Below are 20,646 nucleotides of genomic sequence, written 5' to 3'. Positions count from 1 at the left end.
ATATATAGGGGGATTGCGCTAGATTCCCCGCGCATGCCGCGGTGGAAATGAAAGGAGATCCAAACCCCTTATGTCTGTAGGAAGAAATGATCTTTGCCCCTGTGGAAGCGGGAAAAAATACAAAAAATGTTGCGGCATCGTGACACCGATCACGGAGCTGCGCAGCCGACACGAGCAAAAACTGCAAAAGGAGTACGCATCCTGGGTCGAACGGCTGAACCACTTCGTCGCCGGCAAGGTCAGCAGCGAAACCGTCCAACAGGCACGGGAGCGCTTTGCCGCGGAGGTCGGACTGGCGGCTGAGAGCGTCATGAATCCGGAGTGGGCGGCCCACTTTTTCAACTGGTTCGTCCTTGATGTGAAAGCCAACGGCGAAACCGTGCTGGAAAGCTATCTGAAGCAGCACGGCCGCCGGATGGACCTGGATCTGCGCCGCTCCTTCACCCGTCTGCACCTGAACGCCTACGAGATCGTGCAGGTGGAGCGGGATGTGCTGACGGTCCGCCATCCGCTCAGCGGCGAGACCCGCTATGTGCTGAGAACCAGCCCCCTGAACATGCAGCCTGGTCAGATCATCGTGGGCCGGTTGCTCAATCTGGGGCTGCGTGATCTTTTGTTCTCGGGCAGCATCATCTTGCAACCACACGTAAAGCCCGCATTGGTGGAGTGGTTGGGTGAACATCCGGAAGTGCTGGAAGCAGCGGATAACCCTGAACGGCGCACCTACACCACCGCGCTGTATCGATTCATCGTCGCCTTTGGCGCATCGGAGGGCGGCAGCCGCGGCGACTGTCTTACCCGGCGCACCTACACGATTCCGGACATGGACCGGCTTCGTCAGGCGATCGATGCGCAGCGGGCGTTCGAATTGAAAAAGCGGGACGGCAGCCGGGAAATCTGGGTGTACGCCCCGCGCAAGGAAGAGCATCTCTTTCCGACGCTAAAAGATGCGCTTCTGGAGCTGTACGAAGTGCAGGCTGAATTGATCCTGCAGGACAATACGGCCTGGGTGGAAGGCTATCCGGCGCAGATTGACGAAGTGGCATCGCTGCTGCAACTTCCCGGCCAAGCATCCGAGGAAGAGATTCGCGTGCTGACGTCTACTGGTTCCAGGTTGGCGAAAGGCACGTTGTTTGTCACCAGCGAGCCAATGCTGCCGTCCCCTGTTTTGCAGTGGGCGATGCGCGCCTATTTTACGGAAAAGTGGCTCGTGACCCCGCATGAAGCCTTGGACGGGCTGGCTCCTACGCTGGCAGCAGCTTCTGCGAACGAGACGCTGCAAAACAAGCTTCAGGAACTGATCGATCATCTGGTGCGGGACGGACAGTCCGGCCAGGGACTGGGGCGGCTCATCCACCTGGATACGCTCAAGCCGCGGTTGGCGCTGCCAAACAACACCCTGCACGTGGCCAACCTGCTCAGCCGTCCGCTGATCGAAGGGCTGCCGGAGAGCGTCTATACGGTGCAGCCGGAGCGGCTGGCCGATATCAACCGCTTTGTGGCGGAAATGACCGAGGGCAAGTCGGAAGCGACGGTCAAGAAGTACGACGAAGCGATGAACAACTTCCGCACGTTTGTCCGCAGCGCTTTTGGCCCCTCCTTTACCTGGGAGCAGCTCCGGCAGGAAGACGTGGCGTACTTCCTCGTCCACGACATCTTTACCCGCGTGGACGCGGCCACCAAGACGCTGGCCGGCAACCTCTTGTCGGTGCTGATGGCCTTTTTCAAGTGGCTGGACAAGCAGTACGGCACGTCAATTGCCGCCGCCATGCAGCCGCTGTTCGGCGAGTTGAAAGAGGCGCTTCCGGAGGCGTACCGCCTGCGCGGTCTTCTGGAAAAAGAGGCGTACCAGCGTCTGTTTGGCGCGGACGGGCCCAAGCAGGTGGCAGAAGAACACCTCGTGCTGATCAGCCGGGAAACAGACGGTTGGCTGGCGAAACGGCCGAGCGGCGAAACGATCCGTCTGTCGCTTGCCGCACAGGCGGCCGAAGCACTGGCGCCCGATTGGACGATCGCCGGGCTGATCGGCCAAACCCAGGACGGCTCCTGGTATCTGTACGGGACACCCGAGCTGTATCCGCAGGCCGTTTCCCAGCTGCTGGGTGTCACCACCAGCGTTCCCGTATAACTCATCACATGAAAAATCCCCCATGGGCTGAAATCACCCATGGGGGATTTTGCTTTGGTGCGCTGCTTTCGTGTCCCGTGCTCGCTGTTAAGCGTGGTTAATCGCGTGCCACCCAGGCTCGCAGGTTTTGATCTTTGGGCAGAAGCAGGCCGAGGACACCGATCAGCGGCATGAGCGAGCAGAGCGTGATGACGGACGCAATGCCGTACAGGTCGGCCAAATACCCGAGCACCAGCGCACCCATGCCGCCCATGCCAAAGGCCAGACCGATAATCAGGCCGGAGACGGTGCCAACGCGTCCCGGCAGCAGTTCCTGGGCGTAGACGACCGTGACGGAAAAGCTGGACAGCAGGATCAGACCGCAGAGAAACAAGACAGGATAAATCCAATATCCGGACACGTACGGTGTCAGGAGCGTCAGCGGCAGTGCGCCCAGTGTGGAGACGATCAGCAGGTTGCGTTTGCCGAACCGATCGGCCAGCGGGCCGCCCAAAAAGGTGCCGATCGCGCCCGCGAGCAGGAAGACGAACACGCAGTACTGCGCACTGTCATAACTCATGTGCCGGATGTTCATCAGGTAGAACTGGTAGAAGCTTTGATAGCCTGCACTCATCCAGGAACGGACACTGACGATCAGGACCAACAGGCCCAGGGCGACCAGGCGCTTGTTGCGGTGGGTGTAGGCGACTGCAGCGGCGACAGCTTTTTTGGCGCGCTGCTGCCCCTGGTACCAGTTGGCGACGTACACAAGCACTGCACTGGCGGCAGCTGCCGGGACCAAAAACCACATCGCGCCCGGCTGGCCCAGCTGTTGGAAGATCAAAATGGTCATCAGCGGCGCGAGCGCCTGTCCGGCGTTGCCCCCCACCTGAAAAATAGACTGTCCCAATCCTCGGCGGGTGCCGGAGGCGTGGTGGGCGACCCGCGATGCTTCCGGATGAAATACGGCCGACCCGATGCCGACGCAGGCGACGGCGAGCAGCACGACGTAGTAATTGCTGGCCAGAGCCAGTGACAGCATGCCGAGCCCGGAGACCAACAGACCGACCGGCAGCATGTACGGCCGCGACTTGCGGTCGGATATGTACCCGACGACCGGCTGGAGAGCGGAAGCCGTCAGGTTCATGACCAATAGGATCATGCCCACCTGGGTATACGTCAGGGCCAAATTTGCTTCGAGAACTGGCAGCAGGGCGGGAATGACCGCCTGCAGGCTGTCGTTGAGCAGGTGGACCAAGCTGATAGCAAACAACACGCGGTACACCGTGGGAGCGGCATGTACCGCAGCAGAGGTGTTAACACTGCCGCTATGGGCACTCATAAGTTCATCTCCGTCATCGTTTTTGCCCTTAACTGTAGCACTGTTTGCGCCGCTCGTCACTACTGAACATTGATCATATGCCGATGTGAAATAAACGTGCATGCGAACGCGTATTCCATCTTGTGGTAGGGAAACACAGAATAATGTCGAAAGAGTAAGAAAATGCAAGAAGACGCGAATGGCGATGAGGGGGGCATGACATGCTGGGTAGCATGAAGGAATACTGGTTGTGCGCTGGGGGAGCAAATGTGGACGTGCAGGGGATCACGTCCGCCGCACTGCTGCCGGGAACGAGCAATCCGGGTATCGTACGTCAGACGGCGGGCGGCGTGGCGCGCAACGTGGCTGACCACCTGGCGCGCCTGGGAGAAGAGGTGCTGCTGTTCGCGCTGGTTGGCGAAGATGCGGAAGGGGAATGGCTGCGCCAGATGACGGCCCAAAGCGGCGTGGCGACCATCGGGATGGTCCGCGTTCCTGGCGGCAGGACGGGACGCTATCTGGCCATCCGCGCCGCTGACGGCGAACTGCTCGCGGCCATCTCCGACATGGCGGTGAACGAGGCGTGGACGGAGCAGATGATGGAAGACGGTGTAAAGCGGCTGCAGCATGCAACCGGCTTGTTTCTGGACGCCAATTTGCCGGAGTGGGTCATCCGCCGTTTTCTGCGGGAAGGGATGCGCCGGGGCATACCTGTCGTGGCCGATCCCGTCTCGGTGAAAAAGGCGGAGCGGTGGCGGGGGCTTTTACACGGCGTCAAGCTGATCGTCATCGACACGGACGAGCTGGAAGTGCTGACGGGGAAGCCTGCGTCCTCGGCTGCGGGCGCGGAAGCGGCAGCCAGCATACTGCTCAACGAGGGAGTCCAACAGGTGATCGTGCTGGGCGGTGAAAACGGCCTGTATGTGTGCCGGCAGTCAGAGGCGCTCTGGCTGCCGCAGCCCGATTGCTCCCTGCGAGAAACTGCCAAGGATGCGTTTGTGGCGGGCGTGCTGGCTGCCCTCAGAAAAACCGAGTCGCTCGCCGAGCAAGCGGCATTTGGCGTAACGGTGGCGGAACGGGCAGCCGCCTAGCTGCCGCTCACGCACGAATCGATGCGGAAGCGAACGGAAGTCTGCGCGACACAGGGACGGCAATGACCTAAACTCTTTAACAAGAACCACTCCTCCATCGGCAACCGATGGAGGAGTTTTACGTTCTGGCAACATTTTTCTACAAAAATGGACAACAATATGGTATAATACCGAAGTCAGAGTATTACTATTTGGAAGAAATATGCGGTGCTTTATTTCAACAAGCACTTTTCTTGTTTTTTCGATCTTTTCACAACTTTTTTTCAATGCTAACAAGGAGTTTGATACATATGCCTGAAACTGTGGCAACGCGCACGCGCACTTCCGCACAGAAGAAAAAGTCGGCGCGTCGGCGCACCCTGCGCAGACGGCTGATTTTGTTCAGCTTGTTCATGCTGCTGATGATCGGCGGAGCGGCTGGCGCGGTTTATTGGAAAATCGATCGGACACTGGATACCGTGACGAATAACGACTTTTCCCCGCTAACTTCAAATACAGACCCTACCTACCATTCCGACAAGCCGCTGTCGTTTATCATTCTCGGCCGGGATACACGCCCGGAGACAGGGACGATGAATACGGACGTCATGATCGTCGCCGTCGCCAACCCGGAGACGAAAAAGGTGACCATGGTGTCGATCCCGCGGGATACGCGGGTAAAGATTCCGGGGTACCGGGACTACCATAAAATCAACGCCGTCTACGCCAACGGGGAGGCGGAGCGACGTCGGGCGGAGCGGAACAACGAAACGCCGACGGAAGACGGCATCTCGCTGACGAAAAAGACGCTGACGGAACTGCTGGGCATTCCGATCCATCATTACGTCGCAGTTGACTTTGAAGGCTTCAAGGCGGTCATCGACGAGTTGGGCGGCGTCGAGGTCAACGTCGACCGCAAACTGGTGTACGATGACCCGACGGACGGCACCCATATCAACCTGGAGCCCGGTCTGCAGCTTTTGAACGGCGAGCAGGCGCTGGGCTACGTCCGCCATCGGCACGACAACCGCGGCACCAAATACTTTTCCACCGACTTTGACCGCAACCGCCGTCAGCAGGAGGTTATCCGAGCTGTAGTGGACAAGGCCACTTCGCTGGACGGCTTGACGAAAATCTTTAACGTCATGGATATAGGCGCAAAGCACATTCATACCGATCTGTCCAAAGAGCAGATAAAGGGGCTCGCCTACGACTTCAAGGGATTCAATTCCTCTTCGCTGGTTACGTTGGATAACGGGGCGTACTGGAAAGGTGGGTACACCTACCTGCCCAAGGAAAACCTGAACGCCATCCGAACCACCCTGCAGACGGAGATGGGCCTGTCGGGAAGCGTCGTCGCTCAGTTAAACGATTCTCCCGTACTGGAGAGCGGGGAGGAGACGGTGACCGCCAGCAGCAATCCGCGCAAGAAAAGCACATCTGCAACGGTGGAGACGGCTGCACCGGCGACCCGGCCAGCCAAGTCGAAGGCGAAGGAAGAAACGCCATCCAATCCGGCACAGGACGAAACTGAGCTGAAGCCGGAAACAGGCGAAACACCGCCGCCTGATATTATTTCGCCGACGGGACAGGATGGCACGCCGTCGTCCAATCCCGTGCCGTCGACGGGAACCACACCGCCGCCGGACATCGTGCCGCCGGCAGGAAGCCAACAGCAGGTGCCGACAGCAGTCGATCCGTCCGACCAGATCAGCACCTCGTAGCCGTGTCGCGATAAAGAGAGCAGAGAAAACACCCGGTAGACCGGGTGTTTTTTTTTTGCTCGGCGGAGGACGATGTCATGTTCTGCGTACAAAAAAGTTTTTTTGCAAAATAAATGCACAAGGTGGTTTAAAAACACCGAAAGCGTGGTAGAATAATAATATACTGATAAGACAGATCATTCAGACAAATATGCTGACGGGAGGGATTTTGGATGACGATTTTTTTAGTCAACCTGTTTCTGGTGATCGCGTTCGTATACATTATCAGCCGCCAACAAAACGAAGAAATCATTTATGATGAAGATTTTTTCCTCCAGAACCCCTCAGCTTTGGAAGAGTATCATCAAATGCCGCCCGACTTTCAGCAGGCGTTTTTCCGGAAACATAAAGAGTGGATCAAGGAAAAGTACATGCGCGGTGAGAGCTATGTCCTCGCCTTTTGTCCCAATAAAGAAGTCCGGCGTGCTTGGCTGGCGGAGTTCATGAACCAAAAAAACGTTAACAATCCCCCGACCCCTTCTTCGTGAAGGGGTTTCAATTTGCAGACAAAGTCCGAGGTGTCATGTGTGATGGTGCCCGCTCGCTCTCTTGACGACCAGCAAAGAAGTGGATATTGTCCGCTCCAAAACGCGACGCGGGCAGGGGGCAAACAAATTTGGTTGATGAATGTGCAGGCCTCCGGCCTGGGGCCTGGTTACTATGGGGAAATCTTACGATGTGGACCTTTAATGATAAAAAAGAACAGCTTGTCTTCACTCTGCACCCCTTCTTCGTGAAGGGGTTTTCCACTGCCCGGGCGCACGTGATATACTCAAAAGAAAGAGTGACAGCAAGACTGGAGGAACATGTTTGTGTTGCAGCGCATGATGGAAATATTGGACCAAACACTCTCGGGCCACGGGGTGATCCGCGACGTAATTCTGCGGACGGAGCATTCCCTGCTGGAGGACGAGGAGACGCGGGAGATCACGGTATACGTGACGGCTTCGGCGGAGGAGAGCGAACAGCCGTTTGCGACCGTGCATCTGTTTCCGCTGCCCGACGCTGCTGCCTGCGAAGTGGAGGCACAGATCGACTATCCCGGAGCAGTTGAGGCAGAGGCGGCCGCCCGACTGTGGGAGCGGGCTCGTGAGATTGTGCCGGACGTTTCCTTGACGGAAAAGCGGCGCTGTCTCAACCCAGGCGTTCTCGCCGAGTACGGCGTGACTCTCGATTTTCACTTTGTGGTGGAAGAGCCTGATACAGATGGAACAAACGCGCACTGTCGGCAGGCTCTCGATCAATTCGCCGCCAACTTGGGCAGATTGCTCCGGCTGTAAGCAGGCCGGGGCAGCAGGAAAACCGGCCGTGCCCGCCGAAATGATGGGGAGTAAAAATGAATGAGCATTCATTCGATTCGTCAGGAGGGGGCACGAATGGAAACAAAACGCGTCTGGGAACCGATTCGCGTCGGGGGGATTACCCTGAACAACCGCATCATGATGGGCTCCATGCACGTCGGGCTGGAAAAGCTGGAGGGAGGCGTGCGGCGGTTGGCCGCGTTTTACGCGGCGCGGGCCCGCGGAGGAGTAGGTCTGATCGTCACCGGAGGGGCTGCCGTCCGGCCAGAAGGCGGTATGGGCGAGCAGTACTGCAGCGTTTACAGGGATGAGCACATCGAGCCGCTGAGAGTGATCACGGAGGCTGTGCACCAGGAGGGCGGCAAAATCGCCCTGCAGCTCTTTCACGCCGGGCGTTACGCTTATCAGGAAGCCACCGGTCTGGAGCCGGTCGCGCCGTCCCCGCTGCAGGCGCCGATCAATCGGACGCGGCCGCGTGCACTGACCGGCGAAGAGATCGAGCTGACGCTGCAGGCGTTTGCCGACGGCGCGGTGCGGGCGCAGCGAGCCGGTTTTGACGCAGTGGAAATCATGGGCTCCGAAGGATATTTGATCAATCAATTTCTCTCACCGGTCACCAATGTGCGCGACGATGAGTGGGGCGGCGACTTCGAACGGCGGGCACGCTTCGGCGTGGAAGTGATGAGACGCGTACGCGAGGCGGTCGGTCCCGATTATCCAGTGATCTTTCGCATGTCCGGGCTGGACTTGATCCCCAACAGCACGACGATGGACGAGACGCTGCAGTTTGCCCGCATGCTGCAGGAGGCGGGGGCCGACGCGCTTAACATCGGAATCGGATGGCACGAGTCGCAGGTGCCGACGATCGCAATGATGGTGCCGCGCGGGGCGTATGTGTGGGTGGCCCGGCTGGTGAAAGAAGCGGTGACAATTCCCGTCATTGCCAGCAACCGCATCAACGACGTGCGTCAAGCCGAAGCAATCCTGGAGGACCGCTGCTGCGACATCGTTTCCATGGCCCGCCCCCTGTTGGCCGACCCGGATATCATCCGCAAGAGCCGGGAAGGCCGCTTTGACGAAGTCAACACCTGCATCGCCTGTAACCAGGCCTGCCTCGACCACGTGTTTGAGGGAAAACCGGCCTCCTGTCTGGTCAATCCGGCGGCCGGCCGGGAAGAGGAATGGACGCTGTCTCCCGCCCCGGTGAAAAAACGGGTGGCCGTCGTAGGGGCGGGACCGGCCGGGCTGGAAGCGGCGCGCGTGCTGGCGGAGCGCGGTCACCAGGTGGTGCTGATGGAAAAACGGCAGCAAATCGGCGGCCAGCTCAATTACGCGCGGCAGGTGCCGGGCAAATCGGAATTTAACGAAACGTTGCGCTATTACCGGACGCAGCTCGGTCTGCTTGGCGTGGACATCCGGCTGGGTGTGGAAGCACAGGCAGATGCGCTGCTCGCGGAAGGATTTGACGAGGTGGTGGTGGCTACCGGCATCATCCCAAGGCGGCCGGAGATTCCCGGCATTGATCTGCCGCACGTGGTCAGCTACACCCAAGTGTTTGAAAAGCAGGTGGATGTCGGCAAGCGCGTGGTGATCATCGGCGCGGGAGGGATCGCCTGCGATCTATCCCATCTGCTGGTGCAAAACGACAACATCTCGCCGCAGACCGCCCGCTACCTCCTGGAGTACGGGATTCTCAGCGCTGCGGAGGTGCATCGCCTGCAGCAGAGCGGCAGACATGTGCGGATGCTCCGCCGCGGTCGGCACGTGGGCACCGGATTGGGCAAAACGACGCGCTGGGCGGTGCTCGCCAATCTCAAGCGGCACGGCGTCGAGATGCTGACGCAGGTAGAATACAAGGAGATTACGCCGGAGGGCGTGCGCATCGTCCACGACGGCGAAGAGCGGCTCCTGCCCGCGGATACGGTGGTGGTTGCGGCAGGGGGCATATCGGACAACCGCTTGTACGAATCGCTGAAAGGTCGGCTGCCGGTGCACCTCATCGGGGGGGCCAAAGAGGCAGGAGAGCTTGACGCCAAGCGGGCGATTTACGAGGGAGCGCTCATCGGCCGATTGATTTGAGCGAAACAGGGAATCGGCACGTTGTCAGGTTATAGGATCTTTTGTCGAAAGACTTTCATTTGGACATGAATTTTTGCAAAATGAAAGTACGCTGTTCAAATTTAGTTGAATGGGGGCCCTTGCCTTGATGAATCACTATGGCATTCTGCTGGGAAAACGGCACTTTCTCTACTCATCCGCTCGGGTGGTGGAAGTAGAGGGCTGGACGTTCACGGTTGCCCCGGGGGTTAAGGTAATTGCCGGCGGAAGCGCCAACCCGCTGCAAACCTTGATCAGCATATACCGCGGAAGCGAAAAGGTTGCGCAGCTTGTGCTCATCCATAAACGCCACGACACCGATTTGGCGATCCAGGCGGTGTCCAGTGACATATTGTTGAAACTGTCCCCGGCCACGCGCACGGTCAGCGTAACCGAAAAATAGCAGGGCACCCTGTACGGGGTGCTCTTTCACACTTCCCGCATCTGCATACAAACTTGAGGAGGCTGGTACCATGCAATTGACAAACCTGCAGGCAGGAGCATTTTCCCTGACGTGGCTGCGGGGAGGGCTGTCGCAGTTGGACGGAGGGGCGATGTTTGGCGTGGTTCCCAAACCGCTCTGGAGCAAGCGCTATCCATACAACGATCTCAACCAGATACCGCTTAGGGCTGATCCGATCCTGGTGGAAGGCGGCGGCAAAATCATCCTGATCGAGTCAGGCTTGGGCAACGACCGGCTGACGGACAAGCAAAAGCGCAACTTTGGCCTGCTGGAGGAGTCGCAGGTGAAAGAGTCGCTGGCCGCCAAGGGATTGACGCCGGAAGATATCGACATCGTGCTGATGACCCACATGCATTACGATCATGCCAACGGGCTTGTTTCCTGGCAGGACGGCCGGCTCGTCTCCACGTTTCCGCGGGCGGTCATTTATGTCCAGGAACAGGAATGGGCGGAGATGCGCGAGCCCAACATCCGTTCCCGCAACACCTATTGGGAGGACAACTGGAAGCCCATTTATGAACAGGTGCAGACATACGGCGACACGCTGGAGGTGCTGCCCGGCATTTCGCTGCACCACACCGGCGGGCACAGCCAGGGGCATGCGATCGTCCGCATCGAAAGCGACGGTCAACTCGTATTGCATCTGGCCGACCTTTTGCCGACACACGCGCACCAGAATCCCCTGTGGGTGATGGCCTACGACGACTACCCGATGACCTCCATTTTCGCCAAGCAAACATGGATTCAGGAGGGCATCCGCCAAGGCGCCTGGTTTACGTTTTACCACGACATCAAGTATCGGGCGGTGAAATGGGACGAGCAGGGAGTCATTACGGACAGCATAGAAGTGGAATAAAAGCAGCAGTGGTTACTCGCCTCCTTTCGGTACAGCGCAAGCATGTCCCCGAGCAGGGGGCTTTTTTTATGCGGGGGACAGCTTCAACGCCCGTGCGGCCTTCCGTCATCGACTGTGGTCTTATCGATTTTTCGATTGTTGTTCTAAAAAATTTTCATAATCAAAAAAGTTCGGACAGTGATTGACGAAACCAAGACTGCTCCCTACAATTTAGGAAAAACTTGTGATGACTGTTCTGTTTCCATTGTCGGGCAGAGCAGTTGGAGGAGAGAGAAACACATGGATAGGGTCAAGGGGTTGTTGCGCGAATTTCACCCCATCGTCTGGTCGCTTGTGGTCGGCACGGTGTTTGTCCGCGCAGCCAGTTCGATGAGCATGCCGTTCCTGTTTTTGTACTTGTCCAATCACACCGACATGGATTATGGAACCATCGGACTGACGATCGGCGCGGGGGCACTGGCCGGGACGGTGGGCGGCTTCATCGGTGGGACGCTTTCAGATATATTTGGCCGACGCCGCGTCATGCTCGCGGCATTGTACGTCTGGACCCTGGTGTTTGTAGGGTTCGCATTCGGCAAAAGCCCGCTGTTTTTCCTGCTGTTAAACGTCGTCGGCGGGCTCTGCCGCTCCTTTTACGAGCCGGTGTCGCAGGCGCTCATGGCCGACGTGACGCCGCACGAGAAGCGGTACCGTGTCTTCGGCCTGCGCTACACCGCGATCAACGTGGGCGTGGCCGTGGGGCCGATCGTCGGGGCGATGCTGGCGTTGACTTCGGCGGCGCTGCCGTTTCTGATGACTGCCCTCATCTACCTGCTGTACGTCATCAGCTTGCAGGTGATGTTAAACGTCTTTGGCATCAAGCAGATCGAGGGACAGAAAAAAGAGCCGGTCAGCTTTCAGCGTGCACTTGAAGTGGTGGTGCGCGACAAAGCGTTCCGACTCTATATGGTGGCGGGGATGCTGGGGGCGATCGGCTATTCGCAAATGTCAACAACGCTGGCCAAGTATACGGAGATGGCCGTTCCCGACGGGGCGAAGCTGTTTGCCATCCTGATGAGTATCAACGCCATCGTCGTGGTGTTGATGCAGATGCCCTTGACCCGCTGGGCGGAAAACAAGACGCCCCTGACCAGCATCGTGGTGGGGAACGTCATGTACGCACTCGGGGACCTGGGCTACGCCTTCGCCCACTCATGGACGATGTTTATTGTGGCGATGGTCGTTTTTACCATCGGCGAGATTCTCACGTTCACCGCGTCCGATGTCCTGATCGACCGGATGGCGCCGGACAACATGCGCGGCACGTATTACGGAGCGAAAAGCTTCGGCAACCTCGGCCAGTTTATCGGCCCGTGGATGGGCGGCATTCTGCTGGCGTCGTACGGCGGTCCCGTGCTGTTCGGAGTGGTCGCTTTCCTCTCCATGACGAGCAGCCTGTTTCATTGGGCTGGACAGCGCGCCTACCAGAAACGCACCGGGACGTCAATCAACATCGCCCGGAACACGTCACTGTAGTGCCTGCATGATCCGCTCGGCGATCCGGGCGTAACCGGCCTCGTTGGGATGAAAGTGGTCCGTGTAGAGGTAGGTATTTTCCTTGTGGACGAACAGATCGTAGGTGGGAACGACAATGACGCGCGGATAGCGGGCCGCGATGGCGGCAGCATCGCTGTTCCAGTCCAGCACCGGCTTGACGGTGTCGGCGGCCGCGTCGGTGTCCCCGAACGGATTGTACAGGGCGGTGTAGACGATCGGCGCGCTGTCGTTCAGCTCCCGGATACGCCGGAGAATCTGCTCGTAGTTGGCCGCAAGTCCTTTGATGGCAGCGGCCAATTTGTCGTTGTCGACGCGGTATACGCCGCCGGACTGCTTGAACAAATCATTTCCGCCGATGGTAAACAGGATGAGATCGGCCTGCTTCAGCAGCGACTGGACCTGGGGTTGGGACAACTGATCGACGAGGCCGGTCGATTCCTGGCCGTTGATGGCCAGATTGGTCAGCGTGATCGGGTGGCCCGCCTGTTTTTCCAGTGCTTGGCGGACGTGTCCCACGTAACCAAGCCCGTTGGCGTCGCCGGCTCCGCGCGTCAGCGAATCTCCCAGCGCCACCACGTGACGGATGCCTTCCCCTGGCGCCAGCGGGGCCGGCTTGGCATGCCCGGCCGGTTCTGCGACCCGGCCGGATGAGAGCTGGCGAGGGTCCAGCGCAAACACGAAGCCTGCGGCAAACAGCAAAAAGGAGAGCACGGAGAGCAGGCCGACTGTACGCCACATGAATTGACCGGATGTGCGCATCGGGTACCTCCCATTCGTTGGTGGATGGTCAAGCATGGTATAATGTGACATGTACTGTCAGTGTATCACAATCACCGTTTTCGCGTCAGCGAACGGTATCTGGATAGGGAGGGCGAGCAGTGGGCGAGACAGTCCTTTCCGTAAAAGGATTGCGCAAGACGATCGGCGGCAAGCCGATCATTCACGATATGACGTTTGACGTTTACGCCGGAGAGGTCTTTGGCTTTCTCGGGCCTAACGGCGCGGGCAAGACGACGACGATCCGCATGCTGGTCGGGCTGGCCTCAGCCGACGGAGGAGAGATTGAGATCGGCGGCATCTCCCTTCGCCGTTCGTTTCCAGAGGCGATCGCCCAGGTGGGCTGCATCGTGGAAAACCCGGAGCTGTACAAATTCATGACGGGCCGGGAAAACCTGGAGCATTTTGCCCGCATGAGCGGCGGCATTCCCCCCGAGCGGATCGAGGAAATCGTCCGCTTTGTCGATCTGGAACGGGCCATCGACGACAAGGTGAAAACCTATTCGCTCGGCATGCGGCAGCGGCTGGGCATCGCGCAGGCCCTCCTGCACCGGCCCAAGCTGCTCATTCTCGACGAGCCGACCAACGGCCTGGACCCGGCGGGCATCCGCGAACTGCGTCAGTTTATCCGCAGGCTGGCGGAAGAAGAGGGGCTGGCCGTGTTCGTCTCCAGTCACCTGCTCAGCGAGATTGAGATGATGTGCGACCGCGTCGCCATCATCAACAAGGGACGGGTCATCTCCGTCGGACCGGTGCAGGAGCTGATGGAACAGTTTGCCGACCGGGTGGCGTGGACCTTTCCGCCGGAGGCCGAGCGCAGGGGACGGGACGTGCTGAGCCGCCTGTCCTTTGTGGAACGGGTGTGGCCGGACGGCGAGGGACGGCTGTACTGCCGCATGGATACGGAGCGAATCAGCGAGGCAAACGCCGCATTGGTGCGGGCCGGCGTCCCCGTCCTCGGCATCGTCGCCAAGACGGTGACCCTGGAAGATTTGTTCCTGACGCTGACAGGGGGAGGTGGAGAAGATGGGGCCGAGCATGCTCGCACTGGTACAAAATGAGACGATCAAGCTGCTGCGCCGCCGCCGCTTTCTCGTCGTGCTGCTGATCCTGGCCGTCCTCATCCCGATCTTTACCTACGCGCAGTACCGCTCCGTGGTGACGGTCCAGGAGCGGATGGGCACGACTGACTGGCGGACGATATTGCAGCAGCAGATCGTGGACACGCAAAACCGGCTCGCCTCCAGCAGACTGCCGGAGGAGTGGCGGGAGTTCTTAAAAATTCGCGTCCAGCAGCAGCAGTACTATCTGGATCATGACGTCAACCCGATGGCACCGGGGGCGCCCACGTTTGCGCGGGGCTTCATGGATCAGGCCGTGTCGCTGTTTCTGCCGATGATCATCGTCGTGCTGGCGGTCGATCTGGTCTCCGCCGAATACAGCGAGGGGACGATCAAGCTGCTGCTGACTCGGCCCGTGCGGCGCTGGAAGGTGCTGACCAGCAAGTACATCACCCTGCTGTTGTTTACCTCGCTCACGGTACTGATGACCTTGTGTATGGCCTACCTGATATCCGGTGTGGTGTTTGGCTATGCGGGCTGGGATCTGCCGGTGCTGACCGGCTTTGACGTGACCGGCGGCGAACTGGTCACATCCGCGGTGTTCATGCTGCCGCAGTGGAAATACCTGCTCATGCAGTACGGACTTGGGTGGTTTGTGTGCATCGTGGTCGGGACGATTACGTTCATGGTCTCCGTACTGGTGCGCAGCGCGGCTGCCGGAATGGGCATCATGATGGCGGCCCTGATCAGCGGAACGATTTTAACCCAGATGGCGTCGACCTGGGAGTCGGCCAAATACCTTTTCGTCGTCAATTTGCAGTTGACGGACTACCTGGCCGGCACGCTGCCGCCGATCAAGGGCATGACGCTGCCTTTTTCGCTCGCCGTGTTGAGCGTCTGGGCAGCGGCGGCGCTGATTGTCGCCTACGCCGTGTTTATTCGCAGGGATGTCACGTCTTGACCTTCTCTTGACCGGTGTGGACGGAAACCAAAAGGGACACTGCTTTTTCGAGGAAGCAGTGTCCCTTTTTTGGTGCTGGGCAGTTTTGATCGGAAGCGGGATTATTTCCACGTCAGCTGCTTGGACATTTCGACCAGTTGGTCCAGTCGGATGCCCCGGGCGGTCATTACGACGTAGAGCGATTGGTTTTCCGTCTGCGCGTTGAAGTGGACGGCGTGCTCGGCAGCCGCTTCGCCTGACGAATCCGGCAGGTCGAATGAGACGGCGATGGCCTGTTCGCCGTTGACCGTGTACAGCTGTGTGGCCGTAAAGGTGCCGGGGATGGACAAGCTGCGCTTCCCTTTTGCGTTGGGCACCACGTCCACCTTGATCCACTCCTTGCTGCGTTGGTAATGGCAGGAGAGGCGAACCACCTTATGGCTGGTCGGTGATTCGTACTGGACGGTGACTGCCTGCAGGGTCATGCCGTCAGGCGGCTGGTTCAGCACGGGTACAGGCACGTCGGATGAACGGATGGCCGTCTCCAGATCAGTGAACGCGGAGAGCGTAATTTCCTGTTTGGCCTGATCGGTTGCGGGCGGACCGGCTACGGGCGGTACGCTTTCGATTGACGGGTCAGGTGCGGCATCATTGCTGAACATGTTGACGCCCCATTCGTTCTCCGTCTTTTGAATGGCGGATTGACCGTCTGTCGGTTTAATTGCATCCGTCTGTTTCGACGGCGTGTCCTCATGTTTGACATGGTCGTTGGCGGATTTTCCGTTGGCGTTGCGAGCGGCGATGATCGTTCGTTTATGCAGGGGTTGCCCCGATTCGTTGACTGTATCGAACGCCTGTGTCCGCGACGTCTGAGGGGGTTGGGCCTTCTCCGCGGTCTTTGCTCCCGACCCGGCGTGCGGTTCCTGCGCCTGACTTGCAGCAGATTTGGGCTGATTGGTTCCGCTGTCGTTCATCGCCAGTGCGGCCGGCTGCACCGTGGTCCCGTCCGGTGACGTCTGCCCGTCTGGTTGTTTTGCGGCAATGTCTGGATAGCCATACCCGGCGGCCGGGCTTGCTACGGGCGTGTCAGGCGAAAGCAGGATGGACGGAGCGTCGGCAATTTGTCTGTCTTTCTGTTCCATATCGGCTTTGCTCTCGTGGTGCATGGCGTTTTCCGTGGCGCCATCTTGCCCTGCCAGTTGGAACTGCTGGTAGCCGGCCACCCCGACCGCGAGCAGGATGGCGGCTGCGCCCACCCACGACAGTGAAGGGAGGTAAGACGTCCAGCGGCGGAATTTCGCCTGTTTGGGTGACGGCGTGACGGATGCCGACGCGGCGTGAGGAGGAGCGCTTTGGCCGGCGGTTTGATAGATCGCCTGCATGATTTTCTCTTCCAAATCGGCCATCGGTTGAGGAACTTCTTTCAAGAATTGCACCTCCTCGCCGCTAGTCAATTGGGCTTCCATCCAGGCGATACACTCATCGCACGTCTCGATATGGGAAAGCGTTTCGATGTCCGGCTCGTATGCCCATGCTTTTCTAAATTCCTGGCAGTTCATGCACGAGCCCCCCTTCCTTGCGAGTAAGCAGTTTGGCCAGTTCTTGGCGAGCGCGCAGATAGCGGACACGGGCCGTTGACTCGGCGATGCCGAGCAGCGACGCAATTTTTTCAAACGGATATTCGTGCGTGCAGCGCAGCACGATTACTTCCCGATACGATTCGGACAACATCGAAAATGCTTTCTCAATCTCCCGGCGGCGCTCCTTGTTCAAGAGGGAGTCCTGCGGTGATTCGTCGCTCGCCTGGGAGGGGACGTACGCCAGTTGTTCGTCGGATTCGTGAAACTTGCGCCGGCGCAGGAAGTCGATGGTCTTGTTTCGCGCCAGCGTATACAGCCAGGAGGAAAACTGGCTGTCCCCACGAAAGCTGGAGAGTTTTTCATACGCTTTGACGAAGACTTCCTGGGTCAAATCTTCCGCATCGGAGCGGTTGTTTACCATTTTGTAGATAAACACGTAAATCATGTGCTGATACCGCTGAATCAGCTCGCGGTACGCTTCGATGTCGCCTTGCAGAATCCGCTGAATGATTTCGGCGTCGGATTGCATTGAATCTCCGGCCTCCCTTCCTCTATGAGACGCTGGTATCGATCCGAATGTTTCAATCCAGCGCATCCATTTCTATCACGTCGTAGTGGTATCCCTGTTCCACCAGAAACAATTGCCGGTGAAGCGCAAATTCCTGTTCGCGTGTGTCCCGAGTGACCAGCGTGTAAAAATAGGCGGCGTTGTTGCGCTCTTTGGGACGCAGAATGCGACCGAGCCGCTGCGCTTCTTCCTGGCGCGAGCCGAATGTGCCGGATATCTGGATGGCAACATTGGCATCCGGCAGGTCGACGGCAAAGTTGGCCACCTTGGAGACGGCGAGCCGGGTAATCTCGCCGCGCTTGAACTGGCGGTACAGCGCCTCCCGTTCCTTTTCCGGCACCTTGCCCGTAATCAGCGGGAGGTTCAGCGCTTCGGCAAGCTGCTGGAGCTGTCCCACGTACTGGCCGATGATCAGGACGCGGTCGTCGGCGTGACGCTCCAGCAGATGGCGCACGACCTGGAGCTTGCGCGGATTCTCCGCCGCGATCCGGAATTTTTGCCGCGCGTTGGCCCGGGCGTAAGCCTCCCGTCCGTTCGCTTCAAACGGCAGCCGAATTTCCTGGCAGCGCGCTTCCGCAATCCAGCCTTGTTCCTCCAGGGCTTTCCACGGCATTTCGTACTTTTTCGGCCCGATCAGGGTAAACACGTCTTCTTCCCGGCCGTCCTCCCGCACCAGTGTGGCCGTCAGTCCGAGCCGGCGCGTCGCCTGAATCCCGGAGGTGACGCGGAAGACGGGAGCGGGCAGCAGGTGCACTTCGTCGTAGATCACCAAGCCCCATTCCCGTTCTGAGAACAGGCGCATGTGGGGATACGAATCGTCCGCTTTTGAACGGTATGTCAGGATCTGATAGGTGGCTACGGTAATCGGTTTGACCTCTTTCCGTTCGCCTGTGTATTCACCGATCTGTGAGGGATCGAGGTCAGTCTTGTCGATCAGCTCGGCGATCCACTGCCGGACCGATGTGGTGTTGGTCGTCAGGATCAATGTGGCCGTCTGGAGCTGGCAGATCGCTCCCAGGCCGATGATCGTCTTGCCCGCGCCGCACGGCAGCACCAGCACGCCGCTGCCGCCAGTGGCAGCACCGGCGGCGTGGAAGGCATCCACCGCCTCCTGCTGGTACGGCCGCAGCGCAAACGGCCGGCCGCTGGCGGTCACTTCCCGCAGCGCGACGGGACAGGCTTCTCCGGATGTATAGCCGGCCACGTCCTGGACGGGGTAGCCGAGCCGGATCAGCTCCTGTTTGATCAGCCCGCGGGCGTATGGTTTGACGCGCCAGACGGCCGGATTCACCTGTCCTTCCAGCAGGCTGCTCACCGCCTTGTATCCGGTCAGCTCAGCCAGCAGGGGCACATCGTCGCCGGTCAACAGCAGGTGATCGCCGTCTTTTTCCAAGCGAATCAGGCCGTACCGTCCCATCGTTTCGGCGATTTCCCGGACGATGGACGGCGGAACTCCGTATTTACTATACGTGCTCAAGACGCCGGTTACCTGCTCCGCCGTCAGGCCCCCTGCTGCTGCGTTCCACAGGGAGAGCGGGGTAATCCGGTATGTGTGTATGTACTCCGGGCTTTTGATCAGTTCGGCAAAGCCGGACAGCGCCTGCCGGACTTCCGCAAACAGCGGATGCTGCGCTTCCAGCAGGATGGTGCGATCGCTTTGCACGATCAGCGGCAACTCGGGACGGTACGACACATTCTTCACCTCTGCGGCTTTGTGGTCTCCATGTTCATACAGTCAATCGTATCACAATCGGAAGGCGAATGAAAAACGGGTTTGCCGCCGTCGCGCTGCCGCGCTTTTGACAGGAACGGGCAACATTTGGCCGCCCGTGGGTTACACTAACGCAAGAAAACGGGCAAAGGAGTAGGGACGGCATGGCGATATGGAGTGCCTTTTTCAATCTGGTCCTGGTCGCATTTCTCGTCTTTCTCAACGGCTTTTTCGTGGCGACCGAATTTGCCATCGTGAAGGTGAGGGAATCGCGCATCGCCCAACTGGTAGCGGAAGGAAACAGGCGGGCGGGCGACGTCGAACTGGTGCTGGACAACCTGGATGCCTACCTGTCCGCCACCCAGCTGGGGATCACGCTGGCGTCGCTCGGACTGGGCTGGCTGGGGGAACCGGCCGTCGCCCATCTGCTCCACCCTGTCTTCCGCTACTTTGGGCTGAACGAGACGCTGGTCGGCAGCATCTCCTTTATCGTCGCGTTCTCCATCATTACTTTTTTGCACATCGTGCTGGGCGAGCTGGCGCCAAAATCGCTGGCCATCCAGCGCTCCGAGAAGGTCTCGATGTTCGTGGCCCGTCCCATCCGGATGTTTTACAAGCTGATGTACCCGTTTATCGCCTTTCTCAACTGGGCGGCGGCCAAGATTCTCAGGATGCTCGGCATTAGCATGGAACCGCATCAGGAAGCGCACACGGAAGAAGAAATCCGCATCCTTGTCAACGAGAGCCACAAAAGCGGCCTGATCGACCAGACCGAGCTGATGCTGGTGGACAATATCTTTGATTTTTCGGAGACAATGGCCCGGGAGATCATGGTGCCGCGCACGGACATGGTGGTGCTCAACCTGCGCGACCCGTTAGAAGATAACATCAAGGTCGTGCAAAACGGCCGCTTTACCCGCTACCCGGTGGTGGACGGGGACAAGGACCACGTGGTCGGCAGTTTGCATATCAAGGATTTGTTGACCAGCCTGCTGGAAGGGGAGCAAAAAAGCCTGGAGCAGTTGAGCCGCCCAGTGCTGACCGTTCCGGAGACGATATCCATCAGCCGGCTTTTGACCATGCTGCAAAAACAGCGCAGCCAGATGGCGATTATCATCGACGAGTACGGCGGAACGGCAGGTCTGGTTACAGTGGAAGACATAATGGAAGAAATTGTCGGCGACATTCAGGATGAATTTGACGACGAGCGGCCGGAAATCGAGCGGAAAGACGACCTGCTGTCGCTGGACGGCCGCATGCTGCTGGAAGAGGTAAACGACTACCTCGGGCTTGATCTGGACGACAGTGAGGTGGACACGCTGGCCGGCTGGATCTACATGCAGATCGACCATCCGCCGCGCGTGGGCGACGTGGTCAGAGACGGCGGCTACGAATTCATCGTCGGCGAGGTGGACCATTACCGAATCACCCGTGTATGGGTAAAAAGAGGAACGAAGGAAGCGGGGCAACAAGCGTAAAACATCTTTTCAACGCC

Annotated in this window: 17 protein-coding genes; 12 read left to right on the top strand and 5 right to left on the bottom strand. The window is 58.9% G+C overall.

Features of this window, described 5'->3' with window-relative positions; all coding sequences use genetic code 11:
- The first annotated feature begins 22 nt into the window (after positions 1-22).
- On the top strand, positions 23-2,128 hold the full coding sequence (locus tag ETC00_RS15780; protein WP_371808914.1) for a YecA family protein: 2,106 nt from the start codon (positions 23-25) through the stop codon (positions 2,126-2,128).
- A 97-nt stretch (positions 2,129-2,225) separates the two neighbouring features.
- Here the strand turns inward: ETC00_RS15780 and ETC00_RS15775 are convergent, their stop codons facing one another.
- The gene (locus ETC00_RS15775) at positions 2,226-3,449 is read right to left on the bottom strand and encodes an MFS transporter (RefSeq protein ID WP_171567081.1); all 1,224 of its coding nucleotides are present in this window, start codon (positions 3,447-3,449) and stop codon (positions 2,226-2,228) included.
- A gap of 200 nt (positions 3,450-3,649) precedes the next feature.
- Here ETC00_RS15775 and ETC00_RS15770 point away from each other — a divergent pair, with 200 nt between their 5' ends.
- The 8 genes from ETC00_RS15770 (at position 3,650) to ETC00_RS15735 (ending at position 12,493) form a co-directional block, all read left to right on the top strand.
- A complete protein-coding gene (locus ETC00_RS15770) occupies positions 3,650-4,519 on the top strand; it encodes a carbohydrate kinase family protein (RefSeq protein WP_171567079.1) in 870 nt (289 codons plus the stop codon).
- A 290-nt stretch (positions 4,520-4,809) separates the two neighbouring features.
- Entirely contained in the window at positions 4,810-6,222 is a 1,413-nt protein-coding gene (locus ETC00_RS15765) for an LCP family protein (protein WP_171567077.1), read from the top strand.
- Between the two features lie 212 nt (positions 6,223-6,434).
- Positions 6,435-6,749 (top strand): hypothetical protein, encoded by a 315-nt coding sequence (locus ETC00_RS15760; protein WP_171567076.1) that lies wholly within the window; start codon positions 6,435-6,437, stop codon positions 6,747-6,749.
- A 324-nt stretch (positions 6,750-7,073) separates the two neighbouring features.
- Entirely contained in the window at positions 7,074-7,541 is a 468-nt protein-coding gene (locus ETC00_RS15755; RefSeq protein WP_171567074.1) for a hypothetical protein, read from the top strand.
- A gap of 96 nt (positions 7,542-7,637) precedes the next feature.
- Positions 7,638-9,641, top strand: coding sequence for an oxidoreductase (locus ETC00_RS15750; protein ID WP_171567072.1), 2,004 nt, complete (start codon positions 7,638-7,640; stop codon positions 9,639-9,641).
- 127 nt (positions 9,642-9,768) lie between these two features.
- Complete coding sequence (locus ETC00_RS15745) at positions 9,769-10,062, top strand: hypothetical protein (protein WP_171567128.1); 294 nt, start codon at positions 9,769-9,771, stop codon at positions 10,060-10,062.
- A 70-nt stretch (positions 10,063-10,132) separates the two neighbouring features.
- Positions 10,133-10,978, top strand: coding sequence for a YtnP family quorum-quenching lactonase (locus ETC00_RS15740; RefSeq protein ID WP_171567070.1), 846 nt, complete (start codon positions 10,133-10,135; stop codon positions 10,976-10,978).
- A gap of 279 nt (positions 10,979-11,257) precedes the next feature.
- Complete coding sequence (locus ETC00_RS15735; RefSeq protein WP_171567068.1) at positions 11,258-12,493, top strand: MDR family MFS transporter; 1,236 nt, start codon at positions 11,258-11,260, stop codon at positions 12,491-12,493.
- Here the strand turns inward: ETC00_RS15735 and ETC00_RS15730 are convergent.
- Positions 12,485-13,273 carry a GDSL-type esterase/lipase family protein gene (locus ETC00_RS15730; RefSeq protein WP_171567066.1) on the bottom strand — a complete coding sequence of 263 codons (789 nt, stop codon included), beginning with the start codon at positions 13,271-13,273 and terminating at the stop codon, positions 12,485-12,487. The two genes, ETC00_RS15735 and ETC00_RS15730, sit on opposite strands and share 9 nt — an antisense overlap.
- Before the next feature lie 119 nt (positions 13,274-13,392).
- Between ETC00_RS15730 and ETC00_RS15725 the strand changes: the two genes are divergently transcribed.
- Together ETC00_RS15725 and ETC00_RS15720 are read left to right on the top strand one after the other, a co-directional pair.
- Positions 13,393-14,352 carry an ABC transporter ATP-binding protein gene (locus ETC00_RS15725; protein WP_304415219.1) on the top strand — a complete coding sequence of 320 codons (960 nt, stop codon included), beginning with the start codon at positions 13,393-13,395 and terminating at the stop codon, positions 14,350-14,352.
- On the top strand, positions 14,318-15,313 hold the full coding sequence (locus tag ETC00_RS15720; RefSeq protein WP_171567064.1) for an ABC transporter permease: 996 nt from the start codon (positions 14,318-14,320) through the stop codon (positions 15,311-15,313). The genes ETC00_RS15725 and ETC00_RS15720 overlap by 35 nt, the downstream gene beginning before the upstream one ends.
- A 101-nt stretch (positions 15,314-15,414) precedes the next feature.
- Here ETC00_RS15720 and ETC00_RS15715 read toward each other — a convergent pair whose 3' ends face one another.
- From ETC00_RS15715 to ETC00_RS15705, 3 genes are read right to left on the bottom strand one after another with little or no spacing between them, the layout of a single operon-like run.
- Positions 15,415-16,851: a hypothetical protein gene (locus ETC00_RS15715; protein WP_171567063.1), complete on the bottom strand. Its 1,437-nt coding sequence runs from the start codon at positions 16,849-16,851 to the stop codon at positions 15,415-15,417.
- On the bottom strand, positions 16,832-17,401 hold the full coding sequence (locus tag ETC00_RS15710) for an RNA polymerase sigma factor (RefSeq protein ID WP_171567061.1): 570 nt from the start codon (positions 17,399-17,401) through the stop codon (positions 16,832-16,834). The genes ETC00_RS15715 and ETC00_RS15710 overlap by 20 nt, the downstream gene beginning before the upstream one ends.
- A gap of 52 nt (positions 17,402-17,453) precedes the next feature.
- Positions 17,454-19,133, bottom strand: coding sequence for a DNA repair helicase XPB (locus ETC00_RS15705; RefSeq protein ID WP_171567059.1), 1,680 nt, complete (start codon positions 19,131-19,133; stop codon positions 17,454-17,456).
- 182 nt (positions 19,134-19,315) lie between these two features.
- On the opposite strand from ETC00_RS15705, the gene ETC00_RS15700 reads away from it, so the two are divergent.
- Positions 19,316-20,629, top strand: a complete 1,314-nt coding sequence (locus tag ETC00_RS15700; protein ID WP_171567057.1) for a hemolysin family protein — start codon at positions 19,316-19,318, stop codon at positions 20,627-20,629.
- The last annotated feature ends 17 nt before the right edge of the window (positions 20,630-20,646 follow it).

The sequence above is a fragment of the Brevibacillus sp. MCWH genome, assembly GCF_013096935.1.
Classification (GTDB): Bacteria; Bacillota; Bacilli; order Brevibacillales; family Brevibacillaceae; genus Brevibacillus; species Brevibacillus aydinogluensis.
This window is presented reverse-complemented; position numbering and strand designations above follow the sequence as displayed.